Consider the following 21,733-nt stretch of genomic DNA (forward strand, 5'->3'; position numbering starts at 1 on the left):
GCGCGCGACCCGTGCGAGCGGCTCGCCGGTCAGACGGCCGACGTGCCCGTGCGCACGGTCCGAGCCGGGCGCGACCGCTTGGCGCGCTCCACGCGCCAGACCATGACGACGACCAGGACGTTCATCACCATGAGGATGATGACGGAGGCACCGGGCCCGGAGCCGGCACCGCGGTCGACCACCGACGAGCCGCCTCCTGCGAAGAGGGCGTTGACGATGCCCGCGAGCACGTTGTTGGAGACGTGGAAAGCCATCGCGGCTTCGAGCCCACCGCTGATCAGGCCCATGATCGCCGTGCACGCGGAGATGACGAACACGTAGCTGACGAACCACGGGTCCAGGGACACATGGACCAGCGCGAACAGCGCCCCGGAGACAACGTTGCCGAACACCACCGCGAGGCGCGTGCTCGGGAAGAAGGACCCGGCAGCGGGGACGACCCCTCCCCGGAAGACTATTTCCTCACCCGCCGACTGCAACGGGGTGGCCAGGAGAGTGGCCACGAGGATGGCGATGGTGGGTGCCCCGATCTCGAACGCGCCCCATCCGGTCGACTCCGGCGCGATGAGTGCCGTCACGAGGAGGGCAAGGCCGACCAGGCCCGCAGCCCCCAGGAGATAGACACCCAGACGACGCGGGTCGAAGGCGCGCCTGTGCCGGAACACCGCCCGCCACGGCACTTTCGCCATGCCCGCGACCAGCATCGTTGAGAGCACAGCGGTGATGGCGGTACTGACGCCTGACGCGGCGATCGTGAGCGGTGTCAGTGCGGGCTTGTTCGGGTCTGCCGGGCCCTCGATCAGGACGACCACCTGGAAGACGATGACCTGGACCACGAGCAGCATGACCGGGATCGCGATCAGGATGACCAGGGACTTCCAGGGCGGCATGCGGAAGTGGACGCCGAAAGGACGTTCGGGAATCGTCCCGGGCAACGGGCCCGTCACTGTCCGGCTCCCGACGACTCTGGTATGCACACGATGAAGAACCTTTCTTGAGAGGGATCGACTGATCCGCTCTCGAGCAGACACTGTGCCCCCGGGGCAGACGCAAGCGCTCCGCCCTGTGCCCCTGGACACAGGGCGCCCGCCGGTTCGTGGACTACCGCTCGCACGTCACCGGCATCTCGAACCAGCTGCTGTCCCAGCGTCTCCGCGAGCTCGAGGTGCATCAACTGATCGAGCGGGTCGTGGTGCCGTCCACGCCGGTCCAGGTCCTCTACCGCCCGACGGAGCGGGGCAGCAGCCTGATGCGGGTGCTGCACCCGCTTATCGAGTGGAGTGCTACGCACGACGGCTGACGCCGGGACCTTGCCCGGCGTCAGCCAGCCCTTCGCTCACTCACTCGGGTGCATCGTCCGAACCGCCCAGCGCCTCCTTGGCCCCTTGATCAGGCGCGGTTCCCATGGCCGGGCTGAGCTCGCGCGCTCGCCTCAGCACGTCCAGCTGAGCCGGGTTGTAGAGCGCCTGCAGAGCCTGGCCCACAGCGTTCCTCGCCGCCTCGGCCTCGCGGAATGTCCCGGCCTTGGTCTCCAAGGTCACCGACCTGTTGGCGCCGACAAACGGCGCCATCCATTCGGCGAGCGCCTGGCGCGTAGCGTCGTCCGCGTCCGCGGGGAGGTCGCGAAACGCTTCGTCGAGGTCCTCGTGGGGATTGGTTGCGAGGAGCTGACGCAACGCGTCCATCGACTCCTCCGAGAACAGCTGGGAGTAGATCGTCAGGAGCGCCCGGTCGTTGTCGCGCAAGGGCTGTGCGACTTCGTGGAACACGGTGGGCACGTCGGGAGTCGCGCCGGGCCGGGACAGCACGGCGAGCTCTTGCCGGACGCTTTGGATCCGTTCGACCGTCGCCTCCAGCTCGGCGTCGATCTCCTGGAAGACGGAGGGGTGCCCGTGGGCGGCTGTCCCTAGCTCGGCGACCTGCGCCAACGAGAGCCCCAGGCCCGTCAGCCGCTTGATCTGTAGCAGCCGCGTCAGGTGGCACACCTCGTAGCGCTTGTTGTAGCCGTTGGGCTCGCGGTCGGGCTCCTCGAGCAGGCCGATCTCGTGGTAGTGGCGCACTGTCTTGACCGTCGTACCCGACAGCTCGGCGATCTCGCGCGTGCTCCACGTCATGGTGCCTCGCTTCTTTCTCGGTGCTGCTGGCCGCTAACGCTCTCGGTGGTGCTAGCCCTTAACGCTTGCGCGGCGCTCACGCATCCAGACCAGTGCGGCTACGACTTGGGAACGTCAGTGAGCCGTCGTCGCGCTTGTGGCGGTGGTTCGTCCGTGATTGATCGCGGCGTCCACTGCTGCGCCGATGCGCTGCAAGGCAATCAGGTCGCGCGGTTCGAGCGAGTCGATCAGGTATTCGCGGACTGCCGCGACATGTCCGGGCGCAGCCGCGACCACGACGTCGTAGCCGGCCTCGGTCAGGGTGGTGTTGGTGCGGCGACCTGCACCGGGTATCCGGGACCTGGCAAGCAGCCCTCGCTTCTCCAGTCGCCCGACGACGTGCGACAACCGCGACAGCGAAGCTGATGTACGCACGGCCAGTGCGCTCATCTGCATGGTCCGGTCCGGCTCCTCGGAGAGGACCGACAGCACCATGTACTCGAAGAAGGTCATCTGGGACTCGCGCTGCATCCGCGCGTCCAGGGCGGCAGGCAAGCTGATCATGATCGCAGAGTTGGCCAGCCACGCCGCCAGTTCGTCGCTGTTCAACCATCGCGGCTCGGCATCCGATCCAACGGGTGAGCCACTTCCGGGCTCGGTGACCGCAGCGGATGGCGTCGTTGCGCGGGATGCCGAGCCGCCTTGCCCGGCCCTCTTGCCCTGCCGCTGAGCATCCGCCGCCTTCGCCATGCGGCCAGCCTACGGCGATCGTTATTGACGCATCAAGTTCCAGGAGGTAGAACTTGACGCATCAAGTTCATCTTGATGCGTCAAGTTCTTGTCGGGTCGACATACCGGCAGTGGGCCTGGCGAACCGATCCAGGAGAGGACCATCCGATGCAGACCACGTCGCTCGGCGGGCTTGAGGTCTCGCGCCTCGGTCTGGGAGTCATGGGCATGTCCGCGTTCTACACAGGCAAGGACGAGTCCGAGGAGGGCTCCATCCGCACCATCCGGCGCGCCATCGACCTCGGGGTCACGCACCTGGACACCGCCGAGGTGTACGGGGGAGGTGCCAACGAGGCCCTGCTGGGCCGGGCGGTCAAAGGACGACGGGACGAGGTGGTGCTCGCCACCAAGTTCGGCCTGATCTCCCACACGGGCCGGTCCGGCGCGGACAGCACACCGGTGAACGTGCGTCTCGCCGTGGAGGGTTCCTTGCAGCGCCTCGGCACCGACCTGTACTACCAGCACCGGGTCGACCCCAACACCCCGATCGAGGACACGGTCGGCGCCCTGGCTGACCTGGTCACCCAGGGCAAGGTCCGCTACATCGGTCTGTCCGAGGCGGGCCCGGCCACCATCCGCCGCGCGCACGCGGTCCACCCGGTGGCCGCCGTCCAGAGCGAGTACTCGCTCTGGACGCGGGACCCCGAGGCCGACGTGCTCCCGGTGCTGCGCGAGCTGGGAATCGGCCTGGTGCCGTACTCCCCGCTGGGTCATGGCTTCCTGACCGGGAACATCCGCTCTCTGGAGGGTCTGGACGCCGACGACTGGCGTCGCACCAACCCGCGCTTCACCGGCGGCAACCTCGAACGCAACCTGCGCATCGTCGACGAGGTCCGGGCCGTGGCGACCGAGTCCGGAGCCACCCCTGCCCAGGTCGCCCTGGCCTGGCTCCTGGCCCAGGGGGAGGACATCAACCCCATCCCCGGCACCCGACGCGTCGAGCGGCTCGAGGAGAACATCGCCGCCGACGGGATCCGACTTACCCCGGCCCAGATCGGCCGGCTGAACAACCTGACCCCCGCGTCCGGCGACCGCCATGACCGGGGCGGCATGGCCGCCATCGACCGGTGAAGAGCGACGCGGCAACGCGCCGAACGGCACGGGACGACCGCGCCTCAACCGCAGAAGACCGAGTAGAAGACCGAATGGAGCAGCACCATGGCAAGCAACGTGATTCGCGTCGGGATCATCGGCGCGGATACGAAGGCCAGCTGGGCCGGGGCATCGCACATCCCCGCGCTGGCGGCCCAGCCGCAGCTGAGGCTGGCCGCCGTAGCGACCCGGCGTGAAGAGAGCGCACGAAAGGCCGCCGAGCTGTTCGGCGCCGAGCGCTGGTACGCCGACCCGTACGAGCTGATCAACGATCCGTCGATCGATCTCGTCACCGTCGCCGTCAAGGTCCCGGCACACCGCGAGCTCGTGCTCGCGGCCCTCGCGGCAGGCAAGGCCGTCTACTCGGAGTCACCCCTGGGCGCGAGCGTCGCGCAGACCGAGGAGATGGCCGCGGCTGCCGGCACCCTGCACACGGCGATCGGACTGCAGGGCAGCCTCAACCCGTCGGTGCGCCGGGCGGCCGAGATCATCGCCCAGGGCCGGCTCGGGCGGCTGCTGTCGGCCCGAGCGACCGCGACGACCTTCGGGAACGGCCCGGAGTCAGTGAGCGCCTATGAGTACTTCGACAAGGCGGCCGCAGGAGCCAGCTTCATGACGATCGCGGTGGGCCATGTCCTGGACGTGATCGAGACGGTCCTCGGCGACATCACCGAGATCGACGCGCGCACGGAACTTCTCTGGCCGGAGGTCAAGCTGACCGACTCCGGCACGACGACCACCCGTGAGGTACCGGACCACCTCGACGCGATCCTCAAGACCGCCTCCGACACCCCGGTGGGAGTGCAGGTCCTGGCGGGCGTGCCCGTGCCCGACGCCCGCTTCAGCCTCGAGGTCCGTGGCGCCGACGGTTGGCTCAGGCTGACCGGCAACCACCCCGCCGGCGTCCAGGTCGGCGACCTCACGCTGACCTCGAACGTCGACTTCGAAGCGCCCGACAGCCCTGTCGCCACGGGAACCGGTCCGGCCGCCGCCGAGATCTGGACCGGTGCCTCCATCAACGTGGGAGAGGTGTACGCGAGCCTCGCGCGCGACATCGACGAGAACACCTTTGCGACGCCGGGCTTCGCACACGCGCTGCACAACAGTCAGCTCGTCGCGCGAGTCGAGGAAGCCGCCCGCAGCGGGCAGCGACAGTAGAACTCCTCAGCAGGGTGCGGGCGGCCACGGCGGCGGCCCGCACCCTGCCGTCGAGCGGACTCGGCGGTGACGCCTAAGGCGTCGATGAAGACGATCGCAGAGTTCGCTGTCTCAGCCGTGGGACCAGGACACCGCGTTCATCGCCATATCAGCAACCCGGCGCAGTTCCGCCTCGCTCCTGCCCGTCGCCGCCTGAACGGCGATGCCGTACGCGACCGTCGTGATGTAGGCCGCCAGCGTGCGCGGATCCTCGGTCTCCGGCAGATCACCCTCGGCCCGCGCACGCAGGAATCGGGACTCGAGGCGCGCAGCGCCATCCTGGCGCCAGTCGACGAGGACCTTCTGGGCAGTGAGCCCGTTGTCGCCGGCGGACAGCGCAGCCTGGACGCCAAGGCATCCGTGGGGTGCCTCGCGACTCGTGCTGGCAGCGGCTGCGCCGCGAAGAATGGACTCGGCGACTTCGCGTGCGGTCGGCTCGGACAGTGCACGGATTCCGTAGGAGGCTGGGCCTTCCGTGTACCGCTCGACCGCTCGGCGGAACAGCTCGTCCTTGTTCCCGAACGCCGCATACATGCTGCTGCGAGTGATGCCCATCGCCTCGGTCAGGTCCGTCAGGCTCGCCCCTTCGTAGCCTTTAGCCCAGAACACTCTCATGGCTTGTTCGAGGGCGTAGTCGGAGTCGAACTCGCGGGGTCGCCCCAGCTTGGTCTGCGATGTGGGCATGGCAGCCATTATGCCCCCTTACGGACCAGGCAGTCCAGATAGCGCGAAGGATCAGGCGTTCAAGCCGCCGTCGATGGTGAGCACAGCTCCGGTAATGAACGCCGCCCGCGTATGAGCGTGCCGCTCGACGCCGCACAGGCTGCTCTGGCCAAGGCGATGAGCGCGCTGTGCAACCCCGCGCAGCGCGATGTCATGACGCGGGCGATCGAGCTCGCGCCGGCCGAGGACGGCGCGAACACCCAGGCCTGAGGCCCGAGCGCCGTGACGCCTGCCCTCACGGTTGAGGGCTTGCGAATAAATCTCTGACCGTCTACGTTACTTCCGTACCGATCGGTCCTGAAGTGATGTACTGGACCTAGGGACGTGACCTCGCTACCGGGCCTGCGTGAGCGAGCACGCCGAAGCACGCCGCAGCGGAAGTGCCGCCGGCTCGATATGAGAAGGAGAAGGATCATCATGAAAGCCGCCGTCATCGCCTCGTTCGGCGAACCCTCCGTGTTGCGGGTTGCGGAGGCTCCGCGACCGGTGCCGGGTCCGGGTCAGGTGCTGGTGCGGGTTCACGCCGCCGGGGTGAACCCGGCGGAGATCCTGGCACGCGCCGGAGCGTTCCGCCTGCGTGCTCCCGCCATCATCGGATTCGAGTTCGCCGGCGTCGTCGAGGCGGTCGGTCCGGGCGTCGACGAGGGCGTGGTCGGCGACCGTGTCGCCGGGTGGCCGGACTCCGCCACCCAGGGCTCCTACGCCGAGTACACGGTCAGCAGCAACTTCGCGACGATCCCCGACGGCGTTTCCTTCCAGGAGGCCGCGGCTACTGTCATCGGCGCCGACAACGCGGCGAGGGCTCTCGGGCTTCTGAACATTCGCCCGGGTGAAACGCTCGTGGTCACCGGCGCGAGCGGTGCTCTGGGCGGCGCCGCCGTGCAGTTCGCGCGACAGCGGGGTGTGACGGTGATCGGCGTCGCCGGGACTGCCAACGCCGACTTCGTCAGGAGTCTCGGGGCGACCCCTGTCGCCCACGGCCCGGGCCTGGTCGATCGCATCCGTGCCGCCGCTCCGGGCGGGGTCGACGCCGCGCTCGACACCGCCGGCAAGGGGCTCCTTCCCGCCCTCGTCGATCTTCTCGGCGGCCCCGACCGGATCGTGACGCTCGCCGACCGCGATGCCGCACAACACGGCGTCGCATTCAGCCCCGGGGGCAGCGGGAACCGCGACCGCGGCCCTGTCCAGGAAGCCCTGAATCTGATCGCCGCCGGCGCATGGACCGCACGCATCGGCCGGAGCTTCCCACTCGACGAGGCCGCGGACGCTCATCGCCTCGTCGCCACGGGCCACACCCACGGCAAAGTCATCCTCCTTCCCTGACTCGGCCGACCGGCCATTCAACCACGACAACAATCAATTGGAGATCCAAAATGCCTGCAGTCCTCGTCCATGGTGTACCTGATACCCACCGGCTCTGGGACGCCGTCCGTTCCTATCTTCAGCGCGAAGATATTGTGACGATCGATCTCCCCGGGTTTGGCGTACCCCTACCAGCGGGATTTACGTCGACGAAAGAAGAGTATCTCGACTGGCTTATCAAGAAGATCGAAGAAATCGGCGAACCCGTCGACCTGGTCGGTCATGACTGGGGGTCGCTGCTCACGGGCCGTCTCGCGTCTATCCGACCAGATCTGGTGCGGACATGGACAGGTATCAGCGGACCAATCGATCCGGAATATCCGTGGCACTATCTTGCCAAGATCTGGCAAACGCCAGGCGAGGGCGAGCAATGGATGGCGGACCTCGACCTCGAGGCGTTCGCAGCAAGCCTCAACGAGGCGCAGATGCCGCGCGACGCGGCAGACGAATCGGTCCGGCATCTCGATGCCACTATGAGAGCAAGCATTCTCGCCCTCTACCGTTCGGCGATCGAGGTCGGGGCGGAGTGGAAGCCAGGTTTGAGCAACGTGACCGCACCAGCGCTAGTGATCTGGGGCCTGGACGATCCGTTTCTTCCTCACCGCTTCGCCGACGAGCTCGGTAATGCCACACGCGCACGTGCCGTCTTCAAGCTGCGCAGCTCGCACTGGCCGATGATAGAGCGTCCGGCCGATGTCGCGCGCGAACTCGAGGCCCACTGGGCTCACACGTAAAACCTGCGCTTGGGTCACTCGGGCTCAAACCCCGCGGCCGCCACGCGAACGGCAATAATTGCTCGCTCACCATGGCGAGCGAGCAATTATTGCCGTTCGCCATGGTGAGCCCGAGTGCCCACGCATTTGCCCGGAAACGATCATCGTGACGCCAGCCCGGAGAGCGTTGCCGGGGCTGCACAAGGCAGGAGCATCCTCATGAAGAATTCAGCAAATACCCGGATCGGCGTCGGCCTTATCGGGGCCAGTGCCCATCGGGGTTGGGGCGGAATTGCTCACGTCCCGGCGCTGCAGGCGCTCGACGCGTTCCAGATCCGCGCCGTCAGTACGACTCGTATGGAGAGCGCGAACGCGACCGCTCGTCGGCTGGGCGCCGATCTCGCCTTCGACACACATGAGGCTCTGGTCGTGCGACCGGAGGTCGACCTGGTGGTGGTTGCGGTCAAGGTGCCGGAGCACAAGCAGATTGTTTCCGACGCGCTGGCCGCGGGCAAGATGGTTTATTGCGAATGGCCGCTCGCAAGAAACCTATCGGAGGCCGCAGCGCTGGAGGGGTTTGCCCGCGAGCGGCGGCTGCGGACGGTTGTCGGGTTGCAGGGCGGCCTGCACCCCCCGATCCTCTTCCTTCGCGACCTCATCGCGCAAGGCGTGATTGGCAAGCCGCTCAGCACGAGCATCCGAGCGCATTTGACCGACGACATGTGGGTCGGCCGATATGACCCGCCGGTCGAGTACATGGCTCACGTAAAGCATGGCGCCACGCTTCTGAGCATCATGCTCGGCCACGGGCTCGAACCGCTTGCGCGCGTGCTCGGCACGTTCGAGAGTCTGTCCGCCGTCGTCGCCAATCAGCGCGGTGACGGCGTCCGCCTCTCCGATGGCGCGTCGCTGCCGAAGGACGCGCCGGATGAGATCGTCGTCGCCGGCGTTCTCGAAGGCGGGATCGTCACTTCGCTGCACTACAGTGCCGGGCAGTCTGCCGGCTCGGCGATGGTATGGGAGATCCAGGGCACCGAGGGCAGTGTGCGTGTGGAGTCGGCGTCGGGTTACATCCATTTCACCGATTTCACGATCACGCTGCGCCGCGGCAGCGAGCCTGTCCAAGTGCTACAGGTCCCCCCCGCTTATGCGGCTCCCGACCTGCAACTCGGCGCACCCGCAGCGGGGGTCGCCCGCCTCTACGCCCAGTTTGCCGCCGACCTCCGCGACGGAACCGCCGTTGCGCCGGATTTCGCGGTCGCACTCGATCGCCACCGGGTACTCGAGGCGATCACACGGGCCGCTGAAACAGGTCATCGGCAGCATCTGTCCCGCCCCGACCGAATGAACTCCAATCTTTGAACTCGGGAGAGGCACTGCCGCAGGACCCGAGGAGATGGCGATCCGCGAGCTAGCCCTGACTTGATCACACAGAGCTGACTTCGACCTGCCCGGCACGTCCAACGGCCCGACCGAGGCGATCAACGGCCGCCTCGAACACCTCCGCGGCACCGCCCTCGGCTTCCGGAACTTGACTCACTACATCACCCGGTCGCTCCTCGAAGCCGGCGGATTCAGACCGCGACTACACCCCTGATTGCGAAGAGCCGGACACGGAGCATCTCTTGGCTTCGGCGTGCGCCGCCCGGAGAGTTCCGGTCCTACATTTCGAATGCCGTTGAAGTGTCCGAATCGAGCCGTGGGGAGCTACCCGACGGTCCGGCTCTACCAAGCTTCGCGGCGCTCATCCGCGGCTGCCAGTGATGACACCAGTTCAAGTCACTCCTTATGAGTGAGCAGGGTTACCAGCCGCGACTGGGCTCATGGTGCCGATCTGCTTGGTCTCGCCGCACGCGCTCCTCGGCCTGGCGGCGCAGGTATTCACTTCGGCTCCGGACCTCGGCCAGAACGGCCGGCACGCGTTCCATGCGTCTCGGCCCTCGCGGGACTATCGGGGTTCTTCGGCCGGACTCGACTGGGGTGATGGTCTGCAGGGCTAGGGCGGCCATCATGTACACCTCCCCGCGTTCACCCTCAGCCCCTGGGCCGAGCGGTTCGTTGGGGTCGGTGATCTGGTAGCGGTCGCGGTAGGTGAGCACCTGCCGTAGCGCCACCGCCCACGCTTCCCGTCCAGCGTCTGGTGGCGGCGGGGGCGTGATGTTCTCCATCCACAGTTCCGGTTCGAGAAGTGCCTGATCGACCAATCGGTCCAGACGGTTGGAGATGAGGTCGGCCTGCCGGGTGAGCCACGCTTGAACGTGCGGATTGCTCTGCGTCTCATGGCTACTGGCTACGCTGTCCGCGTCGGGCGCAGAGTCGGCCATCTGATAGGGCTCGGTGTCGGTCTGGTTCAGGACGCGGTCGGCGTAATGCTCGACCATGACTCGCCGCACGTCACCAGTGATCAGACGTTCCCGGGAAGTCGTGTCCGCCGTGCCCACGATTTGGGCGACGTGCTCGACCAGGGCAGGCCAGTGCGCAGGCTCGATACGGCCGTGGAGGTGGTCGACGAGAGCGCGCAAGAGTGGGATCTGCCGCTCGAAGTGATCCAGGTCCCGGACCTGTTGCAGGTTGGGTTCCATCGCGAACCAGGACAGCGGGACGATCTCGGCGAGTGCCGTTGCCAGAGTGTCAGTCCCAGGCCAGCTCCTGGAGGTCCAGGTCTTCGAGCCAGATCTCGACCAGGCGCTTGAACGTGCTGTCGCCGCTCAGATCTGTCGAGCCGGATGCGATGCGGCTGCGTCGCGCAAGTACCGCCTTGAGGTTGTGCTCGGCCTGCTTGCGGGGTGCTGCCGGTGGCCTGGACCGGGCGCAGCCGGCCGTCGTAGTCGCGGAACCTGGTGTGGGCAGTCACCGTCGTGGTCGTCTCGGAAACGAAGCTGATCTGACCGAACGTCCCGATCGGGGTGCGAGGGCGCGCCATCACCGCTCACCACCTTCGGCGGTGCCCCGGCCGGGCGCCGTCTCCCGCCGTCCGGCGAGCCACGCCTGGACGTCCGAGGCGTAGAACTTCACGTGCTTGCCCAGAAGCACACCGCGAGGGCCCTTGCCCTCGGTGCGCCAGGCGTAGATCGTGCGAACCGGCAGACCGAGATAGTCCGCGAGCTCGTCGATGCTCAGCAGCGGGTCCAGCCCCCGCTCGGGCGTCTGCTGTGTCTCCATGACCCTCAGGTGCGCGCGGAGCACCTGGAGAATGGGCAACGATCGGAGACGACCGTCACGCTCTGCGAACCATGTCGCAGGACGGGCCTCCAGGACACCAAAGTGTCGGGTTTCTGTCGGGGAGTTCAGATCTCGGGGCCGTTCTGGCCTGGCGAACCAGAGGCTCGCCAGGCCAGATATATGTCGGGCTGACTGGATTCGAACCAGCGACCCTCTGCTCCCAAAGCAGATGCGCTACCAAGCTGCGCCACAGCCCGTCGTCCACGGACAACGTACTTCCGTGCCACCCGCACGAACACCCGTACGCGCGTGGAACAGATCGTAACGGATCCACGCGCGCAGGTCCGGCTCATTCCGTCCGGACAGCCGAGAGACCTCCATGGCCGCCCGGCGTCAGAGATCGCTCGGCAGAACCGGGTCCGCGAGGAACTTCTCGATCGCCTCACTGGTCGGGACCACCGTGACGTCCGACCCGGAGAACAGGTGCACCAGCGAGTAGGCGATGTCCCGGACGGCGACGTTCGACCGGTTGGACGCCTCGCGCAGCACGCCCATCGCAGTTTCCTCGTCGATGCCGTAGACCACCATGAGCACACCCTTGGCCTGCTCGATGCCCGACCACTGCTCGGCCGAGGCCTTAATCGAGGCCGTCGCCTCACGCGCCGCGGCCTCGCGCTGCACCTCCGTGACGTCGATGAAGTACCCGAACAGCTCCGTCACGCGGCCCGTCGCGAAGGCGCGGCGCCCCTGACCGGTCACGGCAAGGGTGCGGGTCCTGCCCTGGGCGTCCACGATGCGGTGCACGGAGCTGAACGGCTCACCGGTCTCGGCTGCGCGCCGCAGGACGCCGTCGACCCGGTCGCGGTCGTCGGGGTGCTTGTGCGACAGGATCAGTGGCGTCGTCGGCACGATCTCGCCCGGCTCGAAACCGTGCATCTCGTACACCTCGTCGGACCACTCCCAGGTGCCTGCCGCCAGGTCGAGCTGGTACCGCCCGACCGGCGGCTTGGCGCCCGAGGCGAGTGCCTGCTCGAGCCTGTTCTCCAGCGATGGTTGGCCGGCCGAGCGGTCGGCCGAGGGTGCAGTGGTCACGAGGTCCTCTGGGGGGCTAGATCGTGCGGCCGATGCCCTCGCGAGGGCACAGGACCTGGAAGGCCAGACTAACGCGCGGCCGGCGGCCCGTGACGGAGCCAGGCCGCGCCGGGCGGGCACGGCCTGGCTCCTGGTGGGCGGGGATCAGGGCCGAGGCGCTCCCGGCGTCGGCACGCCCAGGGCCTCGGCGACGTCCGCCGCGGAACCGCCGGTGGGGGCGAGCCCGACGATCCGGCGTGCGACGTCGCGCACCGCGACGTTCGTGTGGTTGGAGGTGGTGCGCAGCCGCTCGAACGCCTCTTCGACGTCGATGCCCAGGGCGAACGCGACGATGCCCTTCGCCTGTTCGATGGGGGCGCGGCTAGCGGCCGACGCTCGGATGGACGCCGACGCCGCCATGCCGGCCCGTGTCTCGACCGCGCTGGTGACGTCGACGAAGTAACCCACGAGCTCGCACACCCGGCTGGTCTCGGCATCGCGTCGGCCTTCCCCGACGACCGTCAGCGTCCGCTCCCGGCCACGAGCATCCATGATGCGATGGACGCTGCTGAACGGCTCGCCCGTCACCGCGGCGCCCTGGAACATCCGCGACACGCGGGCACGGTCGTCCGGGTGCTTGTGCGCCAGGACGAGTGTCGTGGTCGGCACCACGTCACCAGGCTCGAAGCCGTGGATCTGGAACGTCTCGTCGGACCACCACCACCGCTGCGTGACCACCCCGTACCGGTAACGCCCGGTGAGCTGGTTGGTGCCAGGCGTGAGGGCACGCTCGGTGTTCGTCGATTCTGCAGTCATGCGGCAGCCTTCCTCGTCGCTACCCGCGTCGATGAGCCGCTGCCTGACTCCCCCTGACCGTAACGTCGAAGTGGCCCCACCGAAAGCCCTGCGGTGAATTCCTCTTCCTGCGGGTCCAGGCCGCTTCGCGGGCTACCCGTCGCCCAGCGTCGAAGCCCGCACGACCAGCCGCGGGGCGAGCCGTTCGACCCCGTGCGCCGGCTCCCCCTCGATCGCCGCGATCAGCAGCTCTGCCGCGCGCTGCCCCAACCGCTCGAGCCGCATGTCGACGGTGGTCAGCGGCGGCCGGCTCGCCAGCGACATGACCTGCCAGTCGTCGTAGCCGGTCACGGCGACGTCGTCGGGCACGCGCAGGCCGCGCTCCCGGAGGCGGTCGCAGCCGCCGCGCGCGAGCTGGTCGGAGGCGAAGACGATGGCGTCCACGCCGGCCGCTCCCCCGACGCGTTCCCCCGGCCCGGCCCCAGCGTCCCGACCGAGCACCGCATCAACCGCCCGCCGCCCCCACTGCTCCGACCAGTCCCCGTACAGCGGGGGCCCGACCAGCTCCAGCCCGCGGGCGGCCAGCTCCGCCACCAGCGTGTCGTGCCGCACCACGGACGCCGCTTGCTCCGCGCGCCCGCCCACATACGCGATCCGACGGCGGCCCAGCCCGACGAGGTGCTCGACCAGCAGCCGCATGCCGTCGGCGTCGTCGGGCACCACCGAGGCGTCGTCAGGATCTACGGACGGCGCGAACGCGTACACCACCGGCATCGGCACGCGGATCGGCTCGCGCGGCTCGGTGGTGCGGCCGGTGACGATGATCCCGTCGACCCGCCGGGCCACGAGGGTGCGCACGTGGTGCTGCTCGCGCACGGGGTCGTGGCGGGCGGTGGCGAGCAGTGCCGACAGCTCGCCACCGACCAGCGCGTTCTCCGCCCCGAGCACCACGGGCAGCGAGAACCGGCCGGCAGAGTCGGTGCTCAGCAGGCCCACCGTGAAGCTGCGCCGCGCCGACAGGGAGCGTGCGCTGGCGTCGGGTACGAAGCCGAGCCGTTCCGCCGCCTCCCGGACCTTCACCCGCGTGCTTTCCCGCAGGGACCCGGTCCCGTTCAGCGCCTTGGACACCGTGCTCGGCGCGACCCCCGCGAGCGCCGCCACGTCGGTGATCCGCACAACCGGTCCCCGCTCCATCACGCACCGACCTTCCTGGTCCCGTTTCCGCCTGCGCCGTTTCCCCAGACGCCAGCCGCCGTACCACCCAGGCCCGGCGAGGTGAGCGCCATCGTACCTCTCCACGCAGTTCAGCACTCGGTTCTCGATCAGTTTCACCCAGACCTTTGACGTCCGCAGGGTCGGTCCGTACCTTAGGAAATCGGATTCCTAGTTTCCGTCTCGAAGGAGAGATTGATGACGACCGTGACCTCCAGCGGCACCACGCGGGGACCCGCCGAGCCCTCCGGCGACGCCCGGGTCCTGCTGCGGCCGCTCGCCGTCGGGCAGGTCACCATCGACGCGGGACTGTGGCGCCGCACCGCCGACGTCAACCGGTCGGCCGCGATTCCCGAGGGCCTGGAGCAGCTCGAGAAGGCCGGGAACCTGCGGAACCTGGAGATCGCCGCCGGGAAGGCGGAAGGCGAGGCGATCGGCCCGATCTTCGCGGACTCCGACGTCCACAAGTGGCTCGAAGCGGCCGCCTGGGAGTACGCCCGCGAGCCCGACCAACAGCTCCTGAACGACCAGCTCCGGATCACCGCGCTGCTCGCCGCCGCGCAGGCCGACGACGGCTACCTCGACTCCGTGCCGATGCTCCGGAACGTGCCCCGGTACAGCGACCTGCCCTGGAGCCACGAGCTCTACTGCGCCGGCCACCTGTTCCAGGCGGCGGTCGCCCAGGTGCGCGGGACGGGCCGACGTGAGCTGCTCGACGTCGCCGTCCGGCTCGCCGACCACCTCGTCGCCACCTTCGGCGACGGCGACGGCCAGCTGCGCGAGGTCGACGGCCACCCCGTGGTCGAGATGGGCCTGGTCGAGCTGTTCCGGGAGACGGGCACGCGGGCGTACCTGGACCTGGCGCGGTGGTTCGTCGAGGCGCGCGGCACCGGCATCATCGAGGGCCACGGCAAGGAGCCGACCTACTTCTCCGACCGCGTACCCGTGCGCGAGGCGACCACCGTCGAGGGCCATGCCGTGCGCGCGGTGTACCTCGGGGCTGGCGCGGCCGACGTCGCCATCGAGACCGGCGACGCCGAGCTCCTCGCCGCACTCGACACCCAGTACCGCTCCATGGAGCGCGAGAAGCAGTACGTCACGGGCGGGCTCGGCGCGCGCTGGGAGGGCGAGGCGTTCGGCGACCCGTACGAGCTGCCCACCGACCGCGGCTACGCCGAGACGTGCGCGGCGATCGGCGGCGTGCAGTGGGCGTGGCGCATGCTCCTGGCCACGGGCGAGGCCCGGTACGCCGACCAGATCGAGCGGATGCTCTACAACGGGTTCCTGGCCGGCGTATCGCTCGGCGGGACCGAGTACTTCTACGTGAACCCCCTGCAGCTGCGCAGCGACGCCCACGCCGACGAGAACCGCAGCCCCACGCACGGCCGCCGCACCTGGTTCGACTGCGCCTGCTGCCCGCCGAACATCATGCGCACGGTCTCCAGCCTCACCGGTTACCTGGCCACTGCCGACGGGCCGAGCCTGCAGCTCCACCAGTACGCGCCCGGCACGATCACGGTCCAGCTCGCCGGCGGCACGCTGCGCCTGCGCGTGGAGACCCGCTACCCCGACGAGGGCCGCATCGCCCTGCACATCGAGGAGGCGCCTGACGCCGAGGCCACCCTCGCGCTGCGGATCCCCGCCTGGGCCGATGGCGCCACGCTCGACGGCGCTTCGGTCGCCGCCGGCTCCTACACCCGCGCCACACGCCGGTTCGCGGCGGGCGACACGGTGGTCCTGGACCTGCCGATGACGCCGCGCCTCACCGTCGCCGACCCCCGGGTCGACGCCGTCCGCGGCAGTGTCGCGATCGAGCGCGGGCCGCTGGTCTACGCGCTGGAGCAGCCCGACCAGGAGGACGGCGCGATCGTCGACGACCTGCGGATCGACGTCGCCGCTCCGCTGTCCGACGAGTTCCGGCCCGACCTGCTGGGCGGCGTGACCGTGGTGCGGGCCCGCGGCGCGGTCGCCCCGGGGCCGGACCCGGACGCCGTCGCGCCGTACGGGCCCGCATCATCGGCGTCGGCCACTGAAGCGACGCGCGAGGTGACGCTGACCGCCGTGCCGTACTACGCGTGGGCCAACCGCGGCCCGCAGCCCATGCGGGTGTGGGTGCCCGTGCTCTGACCGCCCCAGAAGCGCAAGGAGAGGAGAGCAATGGAGCTCACCAGACGCCAGCTGTTCACGCTGGCCGGCGCGGCGACGGCGTCCGCCGCGCTGGCCGGCTGCGGCGGCACGCTGCGCCCGGCGAACATCGAGGCCGCAGGCTTCGGCGAGAACGCGAGCGGGACGCTCAACCTGTGGTGCCGATCGGACACGGTGAACGGCACCCAGGCAGTCGTCGACGCGTTCCACCAGGCCCAGAACCGGATCCGGGTGTCGCTCACGCCCATCCAGAACAGGCAGTACGTCACGAAGCTCGCCACGGCGATCCGCGGCGGGCGGGTGCCCGACGTCGTCGACATCGACGACATCTACTCGACCCTGTTCGCCTATCGCGACGCGTTCACCGACCTCACGCCGCTCATCGAGCAGCTCGGCATCGGCGACGCGCTGAGCCCGGGCCACCTCGCGCTCAGCACCAAGGACGGACGCCGGTACGGCCTGCCGTTCATCGGCGACTTCTCGGTGCTGTTCTGCAACACGGAGCTGTTCGAGCGGGCGGGACTCGATGTCGAGGAACACACCGCGGACTTCGCCGGGATCCTGGAGGCGGCCCGGGCCATCACCGGCCTGGGGGACGACGTCTACGGCTGGTCGTTCCCGGGCAACTCCTCGGGCGCGCTGGGCTTCACCGTCCAGCCGCACGTGTGGGCCACCGGCCGCGACCTGATCTCGGGCGACGTCGGCAACCAGCGCGGGGACGTGGTGGGCAACGACGCGCTGCGCCGCACGCTGGACTTCGCGCGCACGCTCTGGAGCGAGGACCTCGTGCCGCCGGGCAGCTTCGCCGACGACGCCTCCCGCTGGTCGGCGGACTACGTGGCCGGACGGCTGGGCATGTTCCCCGCCTCCTTCGGCGTCGTCGTGCCGAACGCGGACCAGGAACTGCTGGACCGCACGCGGGTAGTCCTGCTGCCCGGCCCCGACGGCGGGCGCGCGTTCTTCGACGGCGGGGACAACCTGTGCATGCCGAACGGCGCGCGCAACCCCTCGGCGGCGTGGGAGTTCATGAAGTTCGCCGTCGCCGTCCAGCAGCAGTCGCGAATGCCGGAGGGCTTCTACTCCCCCGTCCGGTCCGACGTCGTCACGCCGCAGTTCGCGGAGAGCTACCCGTTCGTGGTGCCTCCGCTCGAGTCGCTCGACGTCGGCTACGCGCCCACGACTCTCGCCTACAACCTGATCTACAACCAGCAGGACGGGCCGTGGCTGCGCATGTTCCGCCAGGCTGTCTTCGACGGGGAGGTCGATGCCGCCATGCAGGAGGCCCAGTCCACGTACGACCGCATCCTGAGGCAGGCCCAGGCATGAGCACACTCACGCATCCCCGGCGCACCGGCCTGGCGCTCATCACGCCGGCGGTCGCGCTCGTCGTCGTCTTCGTGTTCGTGCCGCTCGTCGTGGCGGTCTACATCTCGCTGACCAACTTCCCGCTGATCGGCTCCTACCGCTTCATCGGGTTCGACAACTACGCGTCCGTGCTCACCGACCCGACCTTCTGGGACGCGCTGGCCTACACGCTTCTGTACACCGCGATCGTCACGCTGCCGATCCTGCTGCTCGGGTACTCGCTCGCCGTGCTCGTGCGGTCCAACCGCCGGGGCGCGACGCTGCTGCGCACCATCTTCTTCGTGCCGTTCGTCATCGGCCTGACCACGCTGAGCTTCCTCATGCTGCTGGAGGCGCAGCCCAACAGCGGCATGGTCAACGTGGTGCTCAAGGGGCTCGGGATCACCGACGGGACGACGGCATGGCTCGTCGACGGGCCGCTGGCCACCGGTCTGCTGTGCGTCATGGTCGTGTGGGGCGCGTCAGGCCTGACGATGGTGCTGCTCATGTCCGGCATGCAGGGCATCCCGCGCGAGGTCTACGAGTCGGCGGAGATGGACGGCGCGTCGTGGTGGCAGCGGGAGGTGTCGATCACCGTGCCGATGCTGCGCCGGACGATCGCGATGACCGTGATCCTGTCGGTCATCGGGTCGTTCCTCGCGTTCACACAGTTCTACATCCTGACCCAGGGCGGGCCGGGTTCGGACACGACGACGATCGTCATGGCGATCTACCGGCGGGCGTTCGTTCAGCTGCAGCTCGGCGCCGCGACGGCGATGTCGCTCGTGCTGGTCGTCATCACCGGTCTGGTCACCGCGGCCCAGTTCTGGCTGCTGCGGGAGAGGAGCTGACATGGTTGCCGTTACTGAGGCCGGTGTATCGCGGGGCGCCGCTGTTCGACGTCGTCCTTCCTTCCCCGCGGCTGTGCCCGGGGGCGGCGGGCCGGAGCGGGATTCCCGGGCCAAGCGCACGCTCTACGTTCTGGGCGGGACCCTAGCCGCACTGGTGTTCCTCGTGCCGCTCGTGATCGCATTCGTGCGGGCGGGGCAGCCGGGCGACGTCATCGTCGCCGCCCCGGACTCGCGGTTCTTCGAGCTGTCGTGGGTCAACTTCCAGGCGGTGGTCAACCAGCCGGAGGTGTGGCGCGGCATCCTGAACTCGGTGATCGTCTCGGTCTCGACGGCAGTGCTCACCGCGGTGCTCGCGACGCTGGCCGGGTACGGGTTCGCCAAGTTCCCGTTCAAGGGGCGGGCGGTGCTGTTCGGGCTGGTGCTGGTCACGCTCATGGTGCCGTTCCAGGCGATCCTCACGCCGCTCTACCTGCAGATGAACGTCATGGGGCTCACGGACAGTCTGTTCGGCCTCGTGCTCTTCTACACGACGGTGAACCTGCCGTTCGGCATCTTCGTCATGCGCAACACGTTCGCGGCGGTGCCTGGTGAGCTCGAGGACTCCGCGCATGTGGACGGCGCCGGGACGCTGCGGATCCTGGTCTCCGTGCTGCGGCCTCTCGTCGTGCCGGGGACGGCGACCGCCGCGCTGTACGCGTTCCTGGCGTCGTGGACGGAGTTCCTCGGGGCGCTGACGTTTCTGACCGATCAGAACCTGTACACGCTGCCGGTGTCGCTGGTGAACCTGCAGCAGGGGGCGTACGGGCAGGTGAACTTCGGGCTGCTGGCGGCTGGGTCGGTGATCGCGATGATCCCGTGCGTGATCCTGTACGTGGCGCTTCAGCGGTACTACGTGGCGGGGCTGGCTTCGGGTTCGGTGAAGGGGTGAGCGGGCCTGGGGGTGCGGGCTCTGGGTGCGGGCTCAGGGGCGCGCGGGCTCGCCGGTCCCCGATCCGAGCCTGAGCAGGGCCTCGCCGTCGAGCCGGTGGGTCTCCCACTCGCTCTTCGGGACGGACCCGAGCGACCGGTAGAACGCGATCGACGGCTCGTTCCAGGTCAGGACGCACCACTCGAGCCGGCGCCAGTCCCGCTCGACACAGATCTCGGCGAGCCGCGTCAGCAGTGCCTTGCCTCCTCCGACGCCCCGGTGGGCCGGGTCGACGAAGAGGTCCTCAAGCCAGATCCCGTTGCGGCCGGTCCAGGTCGAGAACGTGACGTACCAGAGCGCCAGGCCGATGACGGCGCCGTCGTGCTCGGCAACGAGGGCGTGGGTCGTCGGTGTTCCCTCGGCGGGGAAGAGCGCCCTCGCGAAGTCGTCCGCGGTTGCTTCGACGGCGTCGGGCTCGCGCTCGTAGTCGGCGAGAGCCTGGACGAGGCGCAGGATGTCAGGCACGTCGGCCGGGAGGGCATCACGGATCACGAGGGTCACGGACGTGAGCGTAAGCGACGATGCGTGGCGGCTCGATCCCGTATCTGACATCCTGCAGCGATGTCACCACGAGAGGTCATGGAACGGCTCGCGGACGTCATCGACGGGCACCGGTGGGACGAGCTGCCGGAGCTGCTCGATCCCGCGTTCACCTGCCACTACGTCCACACCGGCGAGACGTTCGACGCCGATTCGTGGGTGCGGCTCAACGCCGACTATCCGTGCTTCCAGAACTTCCGGCTGGAGGACTGCGTCGCCGACCAGGAGCGCGACGCCGGCCGGGCGCACGTGACCGGGATGGCCGACGGCGTGCAGCAGCACTTCGAGGTGGCGACCTTCATCACCGTGCGCGACGGCCTCATCGCCGACATGACCGAGGTGTGGACGGACGTGGACCAGACCGCGCCTGAGGGCACCCGGCTCACTTGAGGTGGCTGGCGCCTCGGTGACGGGCGCGTCACACCGCTCCGAGCGGATCGGAGGCCCTGAGGTTTGCTAAGGTGTGGCCCGCAGCGTGCTTCGATGCACGGTCGCGCGGGCGTAGCTCAATGGTAGAGCCTTAGTCTTCCAAACTAATTACGCGGGTTCGATTCCCGTCGCCCGCTCAGAGTGCGGAAGCCCAGGTCAGAGAGTGTTTCTGGCCTGGGCTTCGTGCATTCTGGAGGGCTGGAAGCGGCGCCGGCTGGCCCTAAATGGCCCTAAGCCGCTCGCGGCAGGGCCAGGAGCCGGAGTCCTAATGTCCGCTTCACCCGATCCGCAGGGCGCTCCCTCTGGGGAGCCGCGCACACCTCGAAGCATGACCAAGCGTCCCCGCCGCACCATCCGCCGCGCCTACGGCAACATCCGGCAGCGCGGCCCGAACCGCTGGCAAGCCAGGTACACCGGGCCCGACGGTGTGCGCCGTCCGATCGGCACGTTCGAGTCCGAGAAGGCGGCAAACGCCGCCCTGGCCCGCGTGCTCAGCGACGTCTACCAAGGCACGTACCGCGAGCCCGAGACGGGCGACGTACCGCTGCGGGAGTATGCGCAGCGCTGGCTCGCCACGCGCGACCTGAAGCCCTCCACCCTCGACGGCTACGAGCGGCTGCTGCGGCGCTGGATCCTCACGCCGCTGCCGAGCCCGGGCGGTGCGCGGCAGCTCGACCTCGGCTCGCTCCCCCTGCGTTCGCTGTCGCACACCATGGTGAGCGAGTGGTACGCGGCACTGTTGGTGGCGACGGCGGACTCCGCTGCCGAGTGGCTGGCGCGCGGCGGCGGGCCGAGCGACGCGGCGCATGTGCGGGCGTGGGCGCGGTCGGCTGGCCGGCCGGTCGGCGACTCGGGGCGGATGCCGGCTGCGTTGTGGGAGGCGTGGCGGTCTGCCGGTTCGCCCGCCGCCGCGTTGGTCGAGTCCCGGCATGCCGGGACGGTGACCGGCCGCACCCAGGCCGCGCACGCGTACGCGCTGCTTCGGACCATCTGCGGCGACGCCGTCCGCGATCGGCTCATCGAGGCGAACCCATGCAGCATCCGCGGTGCGGGCCAAACCCGGCCCGCCGAACGCATCGTCCCCGGCGACACCGTCGTGGATGCCATCGCGGCAGCCTTCGACGGTCCGTCCGAGCGGTACCGCGCGGCGGTGATCGTCGCTGCGCATTCTGGCCTGCGGGCGGGCGAGCTGTTCGCGCTCGAACGTCAGCACGTCGAGCGGACGCCGCAGGGCGGTGTGCGGCTCAA

The 21,733-nt window shown here is 69.1% G+C and carries 23 protein-coding genes, 2 tRNA genes and 1 pseudogene; 15 read left to right on the top strand and 11 right to left on the bottom strand.

Going from position 1 to position 21,733, the window contains the following annotated elements; genetic code table 11:
- Positions 1-29: 29 nt before the first annotated feature.
- On the bottom strand, positions 30-947 hold the full coding sequence (locus tag EW117_RS19475; RefSeq protein WP_129788362.1) for a CPBP family intramembrane glutamic endopeptidase: 918 nt from the start codon (positions 945-947) through the stop codon (positions 30-32).
- Positions 948-1,063: 116 nt separating this feature from the next.
- Between EW117_RS19475 and EW117_RS19480 the strand changes: the two genes are divergently transcribed.
- On the top strand, positions 1,064-1,300 hold the full coding sequence (locus EW117_RS19480) for a winged helix-turn-helix transcriptional regulator (RefSeq protein WP_277986479.1): 237 nt from the start codon (positions 1,064-1,066) through the stop codon (positions 1,298-1,300).
- A gap of 40 nt (positions 1,301-1,340) precedes the next feature.
- Here EW117_RS19480 and EW117_RS19485 read toward each other — a convergent pair whose 3' ends face one another.
- Together EW117_RS19485 and EW117_RS19490 are read right to left on the bottom strand one after the other, a co-directional pair.
- Entirely contained in the window at positions 1,341-2,114 is a 774-nt protein-coding gene (locus EW117_RS19485; RefSeq protein WP_129788364.1) for a helix-turn-helix domain-containing protein, read from the bottom strand.
- A 114-nt stretch (positions 2,115-2,228) separates the two neighbouring features.
- Positions 2,229-2,843, bottom strand: a complete 615-nt coding sequence (locus tag EW117_RS19490; protein WP_129788365.1) for a MarR family winged helix-turn-helix transcriptional regulator — start codon at positions 2,841-2,843, stop codon at positions 2,229-2,231.
- Positions 2,844-2,990: 147 nt separating this feature from the next.
- On the opposite strand from EW117_RS19490, the gene EW117_RS19495 reads away from it, so the two are divergent.
- Positions 2,991-3,953 (top strand): aldo/keto reductase, encoded by a 963-nt coding sequence (locus EW117_RS19495; protein ID WP_129788366.1) that lies wholly within the window; start codon positions 2,991-2,993, stop codon positions 3,951-3,953.
- Between the two features lie 87 nt (positions 3,954-4,040).
- Positions 4,041-5,132 (top strand): Gfo/Idh/MocA family protein, encoded by a 1,092-nt coding sequence (locus EW117_RS19500; protein ID WP_129788367.1) that lies wholly within the window; start codon positions 4,041-4,043, stop codon positions 5,130-5,132.
- A 111-nt stretch (positions 5,133-5,243) separates the two neighbouring features.
- On the opposite strand, the gene EW117_RS19505 is transcribed toward EW117_RS19500, so the two are convergent.
- Positions 5,244-5,855 carry a TetR/AcrR family transcriptional regulator gene (locus EW117_RS19505; protein ID WP_129788368.1) on the bottom strand — a complete coding sequence of 204 codons (612 nt, stop codon included), beginning with the start codon at positions 5,853-5,855 and terminating at the stop codon, positions 5,244-5,246.
- A gap of 111 nt (positions 5,856-5,966) precedes the next feature.
- On the opposite strand from EW117_RS19505, the gene EW117_RS29495 reads away from it, so the two are divergent.
- The 5 genes and pseudogenes from EW117_RS29495 to EW117_RS19525 form a co-directional block, all read left to right on the top strand.
- Positions 5,967-6,104: a hypothetical protein gene (locus EW117_RS29495; protein WP_165362781.1), complete on the top strand. Its 138-nt coding sequence runs from the start codon at positions 5,967-5,969 to the stop codon at positions 6,102-6,104.
- Between the two features lie 207 nt (positions 6,105-6,311).
- Positions 6,312-7,217, top strand: a complete 906-nt coding sequence (locus EW117_RS19510) for an NADP-dependent oxidoreductase (protein ID WP_129788369.1) — start codon at positions 6,312-6,314, stop codon at positions 7,215-7,217.
- A gap of 50 nt (positions 7,218-7,267) precedes the next feature.
- Complete coding sequence (locus tag EW117_RS19515) at positions 7,268-7,990, top strand: alpha/beta fold hydrolase (protein ID WP_129788370.1); 723 nt, start codon at positions 7,268-7,270, stop codon at positions 7,988-7,990.
- A 198-nt stretch (positions 7,991-8,188) separates the two neighbouring features.
- Complete coding sequence (locus EW117_RS19520) at positions 8,189-9,331, top strand: Gfo/Idh/MocA family protein (RefSeq protein ID WP_129788371.1); 1,143 nt, start codon at positions 8,189-8,191, stop codon at positions 9,329-9,331.
- A 73-nt stretch (positions 9,332-9,404) separates the two neighbouring features.
- A pseudogene (locus EW117_RS19525) lies at positions 9,405-9,566 on the top strand (transposase); the annotation flags it as partial.
- A gap of 205 nt (positions 9,567-9,771) precedes the next feature.
- Here EW117_RS19525 and EW117_RS19530 read toward each other — a convergent pair.
- The 6 genes from EW117_RS19530 to EW117_RS19555 form a co-directional block, all read right to left on the bottom strand.
- Entirely contained in the window at positions 9,772-10,551 is a 780-nt protein-coding gene (locus EW117_RS19530) for a hypothetical protein (RefSeq protein ID WP_129788372.1), read from the bottom strand.
- 340 nt (positions 10,552-10,891) lie between these two features.
- Positions 10,892-11,131, bottom strand: a complete 240-nt coding sequence (locus EW117_RS19535; protein ID WP_129788373.1) for a helix-turn-helix transcriptional regulator — start codon at positions 11,129-11,131, stop codon at positions 10,892-10,894.
- A 183-nt stretch (positions 11,132-11,314) separates the two neighbouring features.
- A tRNA-Pro gene (locus EW117_RS19540) sits at positions 11,315-11,388 on the bottom strand.
- A 136-nt stretch (positions 11,389-11,524) separates the two neighbouring features.
- Entirely contained in the window at positions 11,525-12,223 is a 699-nt protein-coding gene (locus EW117_RS19545) for a PAS and ANTAR domain-containing protein (RefSeq protein ID WP_129788374.1), read from the bottom strand.
- A 144-nt stretch (positions 12,224-12,367) separates the two neighbouring features.
- A complete protein-coding gene (locus EW117_RS19550; RefSeq protein ID WP_129788375.1) occupies positions 12,368-13,018 on the bottom strand; it encodes a PAS and ANTAR domain-containing protein in 651 nt (216 codons plus the stop codon).
- A 132-nt stretch (positions 13,019-13,150) separates the two neighbouring features.
- A complete protein-coding gene (locus tag EW117_RS19555; protein WP_129788376.1) occupies positions 13,151-14,191 on the bottom strand; it encodes a LacI family DNA-binding transcriptional regulator in 1,041 nt (346 codons plus the stop codon).
- Between the two features lie 216 nt (positions 14,192-14,407).
- On the opposite strand from EW117_RS19555, the gene EW117_RS19560 reads away from it, so the two are divergent.
- From EW117_RS19560 to EW117_RS19575, 4 genes are read left to right on the top strand one after another with little or no spacing between them, the layout of a single operon-like run.
- Entirely contained in the window at positions 14,408-16,336 is a 1,929-nt protein-coding gene (locus EW117_RS19560; RefSeq protein ID WP_129788377.1) for a glycoside hydrolase family 127 protein, read from the top strand.
- Positions 16,337-16,366: 30 nt separating this feature from the next.
- Positions 16,367-17,680, top strand: coding sequence for an ABC transporter substrate-binding protein (locus EW117_RS19565; protein WP_129788378.1), 1,314 nt, complete (start codon positions 16,367-16,369; stop codon positions 17,678-17,680).
- Entirely contained in the window at positions 17,677-18,549 is an 873-nt protein-coding gene (locus EW117_RS19570) for a carbohydrate ABC transporter permease (protein ID WP_129788379.1), read from the top strand. The genes EW117_RS19565 and EW117_RS19570 overlap by 4 nt, the downstream gene beginning before the upstream one ends.
- 1 nt (position 18,550) lies before the next feature.
- Entirely contained in the window at positions 18,551-19,477 is a 927-nt protein-coding gene (locus EW117_RS19575) for a carbohydrate ABC transporter permease (RefSeq protein WP_242504392.1), read from the top strand.
- A 33-nt stretch (positions 19,478-19,510) separates the two neighbouring features.
- On the opposite strand, the gene EW117_RS19580 is transcribed toward EW117_RS19575, so the two are convergent.
- The gene (locus tag EW117_RS19580; protein ID WP_242504393.1) at positions 19,511-20,017 is read right to left on the bottom strand and encodes a GNAT family N-acetyltransferase; all 507 of its coding nucleotides are present in this window, start codon (positions 20,015-20,017) and stop codon (positions 19,511-19,513) included.
- A gap of 60 nt (positions 20,018-20,077) precedes the next feature.
- Here EW117_RS19580 and EW117_RS19585 point away from each other — a divergent pair, with 60 nt between their 5' ends.
- The 3 genes from EW117_RS19585 to EW117_RS19595 form a co-directional block, all read left to right on the top strand.
- Positions 20,078-20,446: a nuclear transport factor 2 family protein gene (locus EW117_RS19585; protein WP_129788380.1), complete on the top strand. Its 369-nt coding sequence runs from the start codon at positions 20,078-20,080 to the stop codon at positions 20,444-20,446.
- 105 nt (positions 20,447-20,551) lie between these two features.
- Positions 20,552-20,622, top strand: a tRNA-Gly gene (locus tag EW117_RS19590).
- Positions 20,623-20,813: 191 nt separating this feature from the next.
- The coding region (locus EW117_RS19595; protein WP_242504394.1) for a site-specific integrase at positions 20,814-21,733 on the top strand (920 nt) is incomplete at its 3' end.

Origin of the sequence: Promicromonospora panici, assembly GCF_900608595.1 — a bacterium.
Lineage (GTDB): Bacteria > Actinomycetota > Actinomycetes > Actinomycetales > Cellulomonadaceae > Promicromonospora > Promicromonospora panici.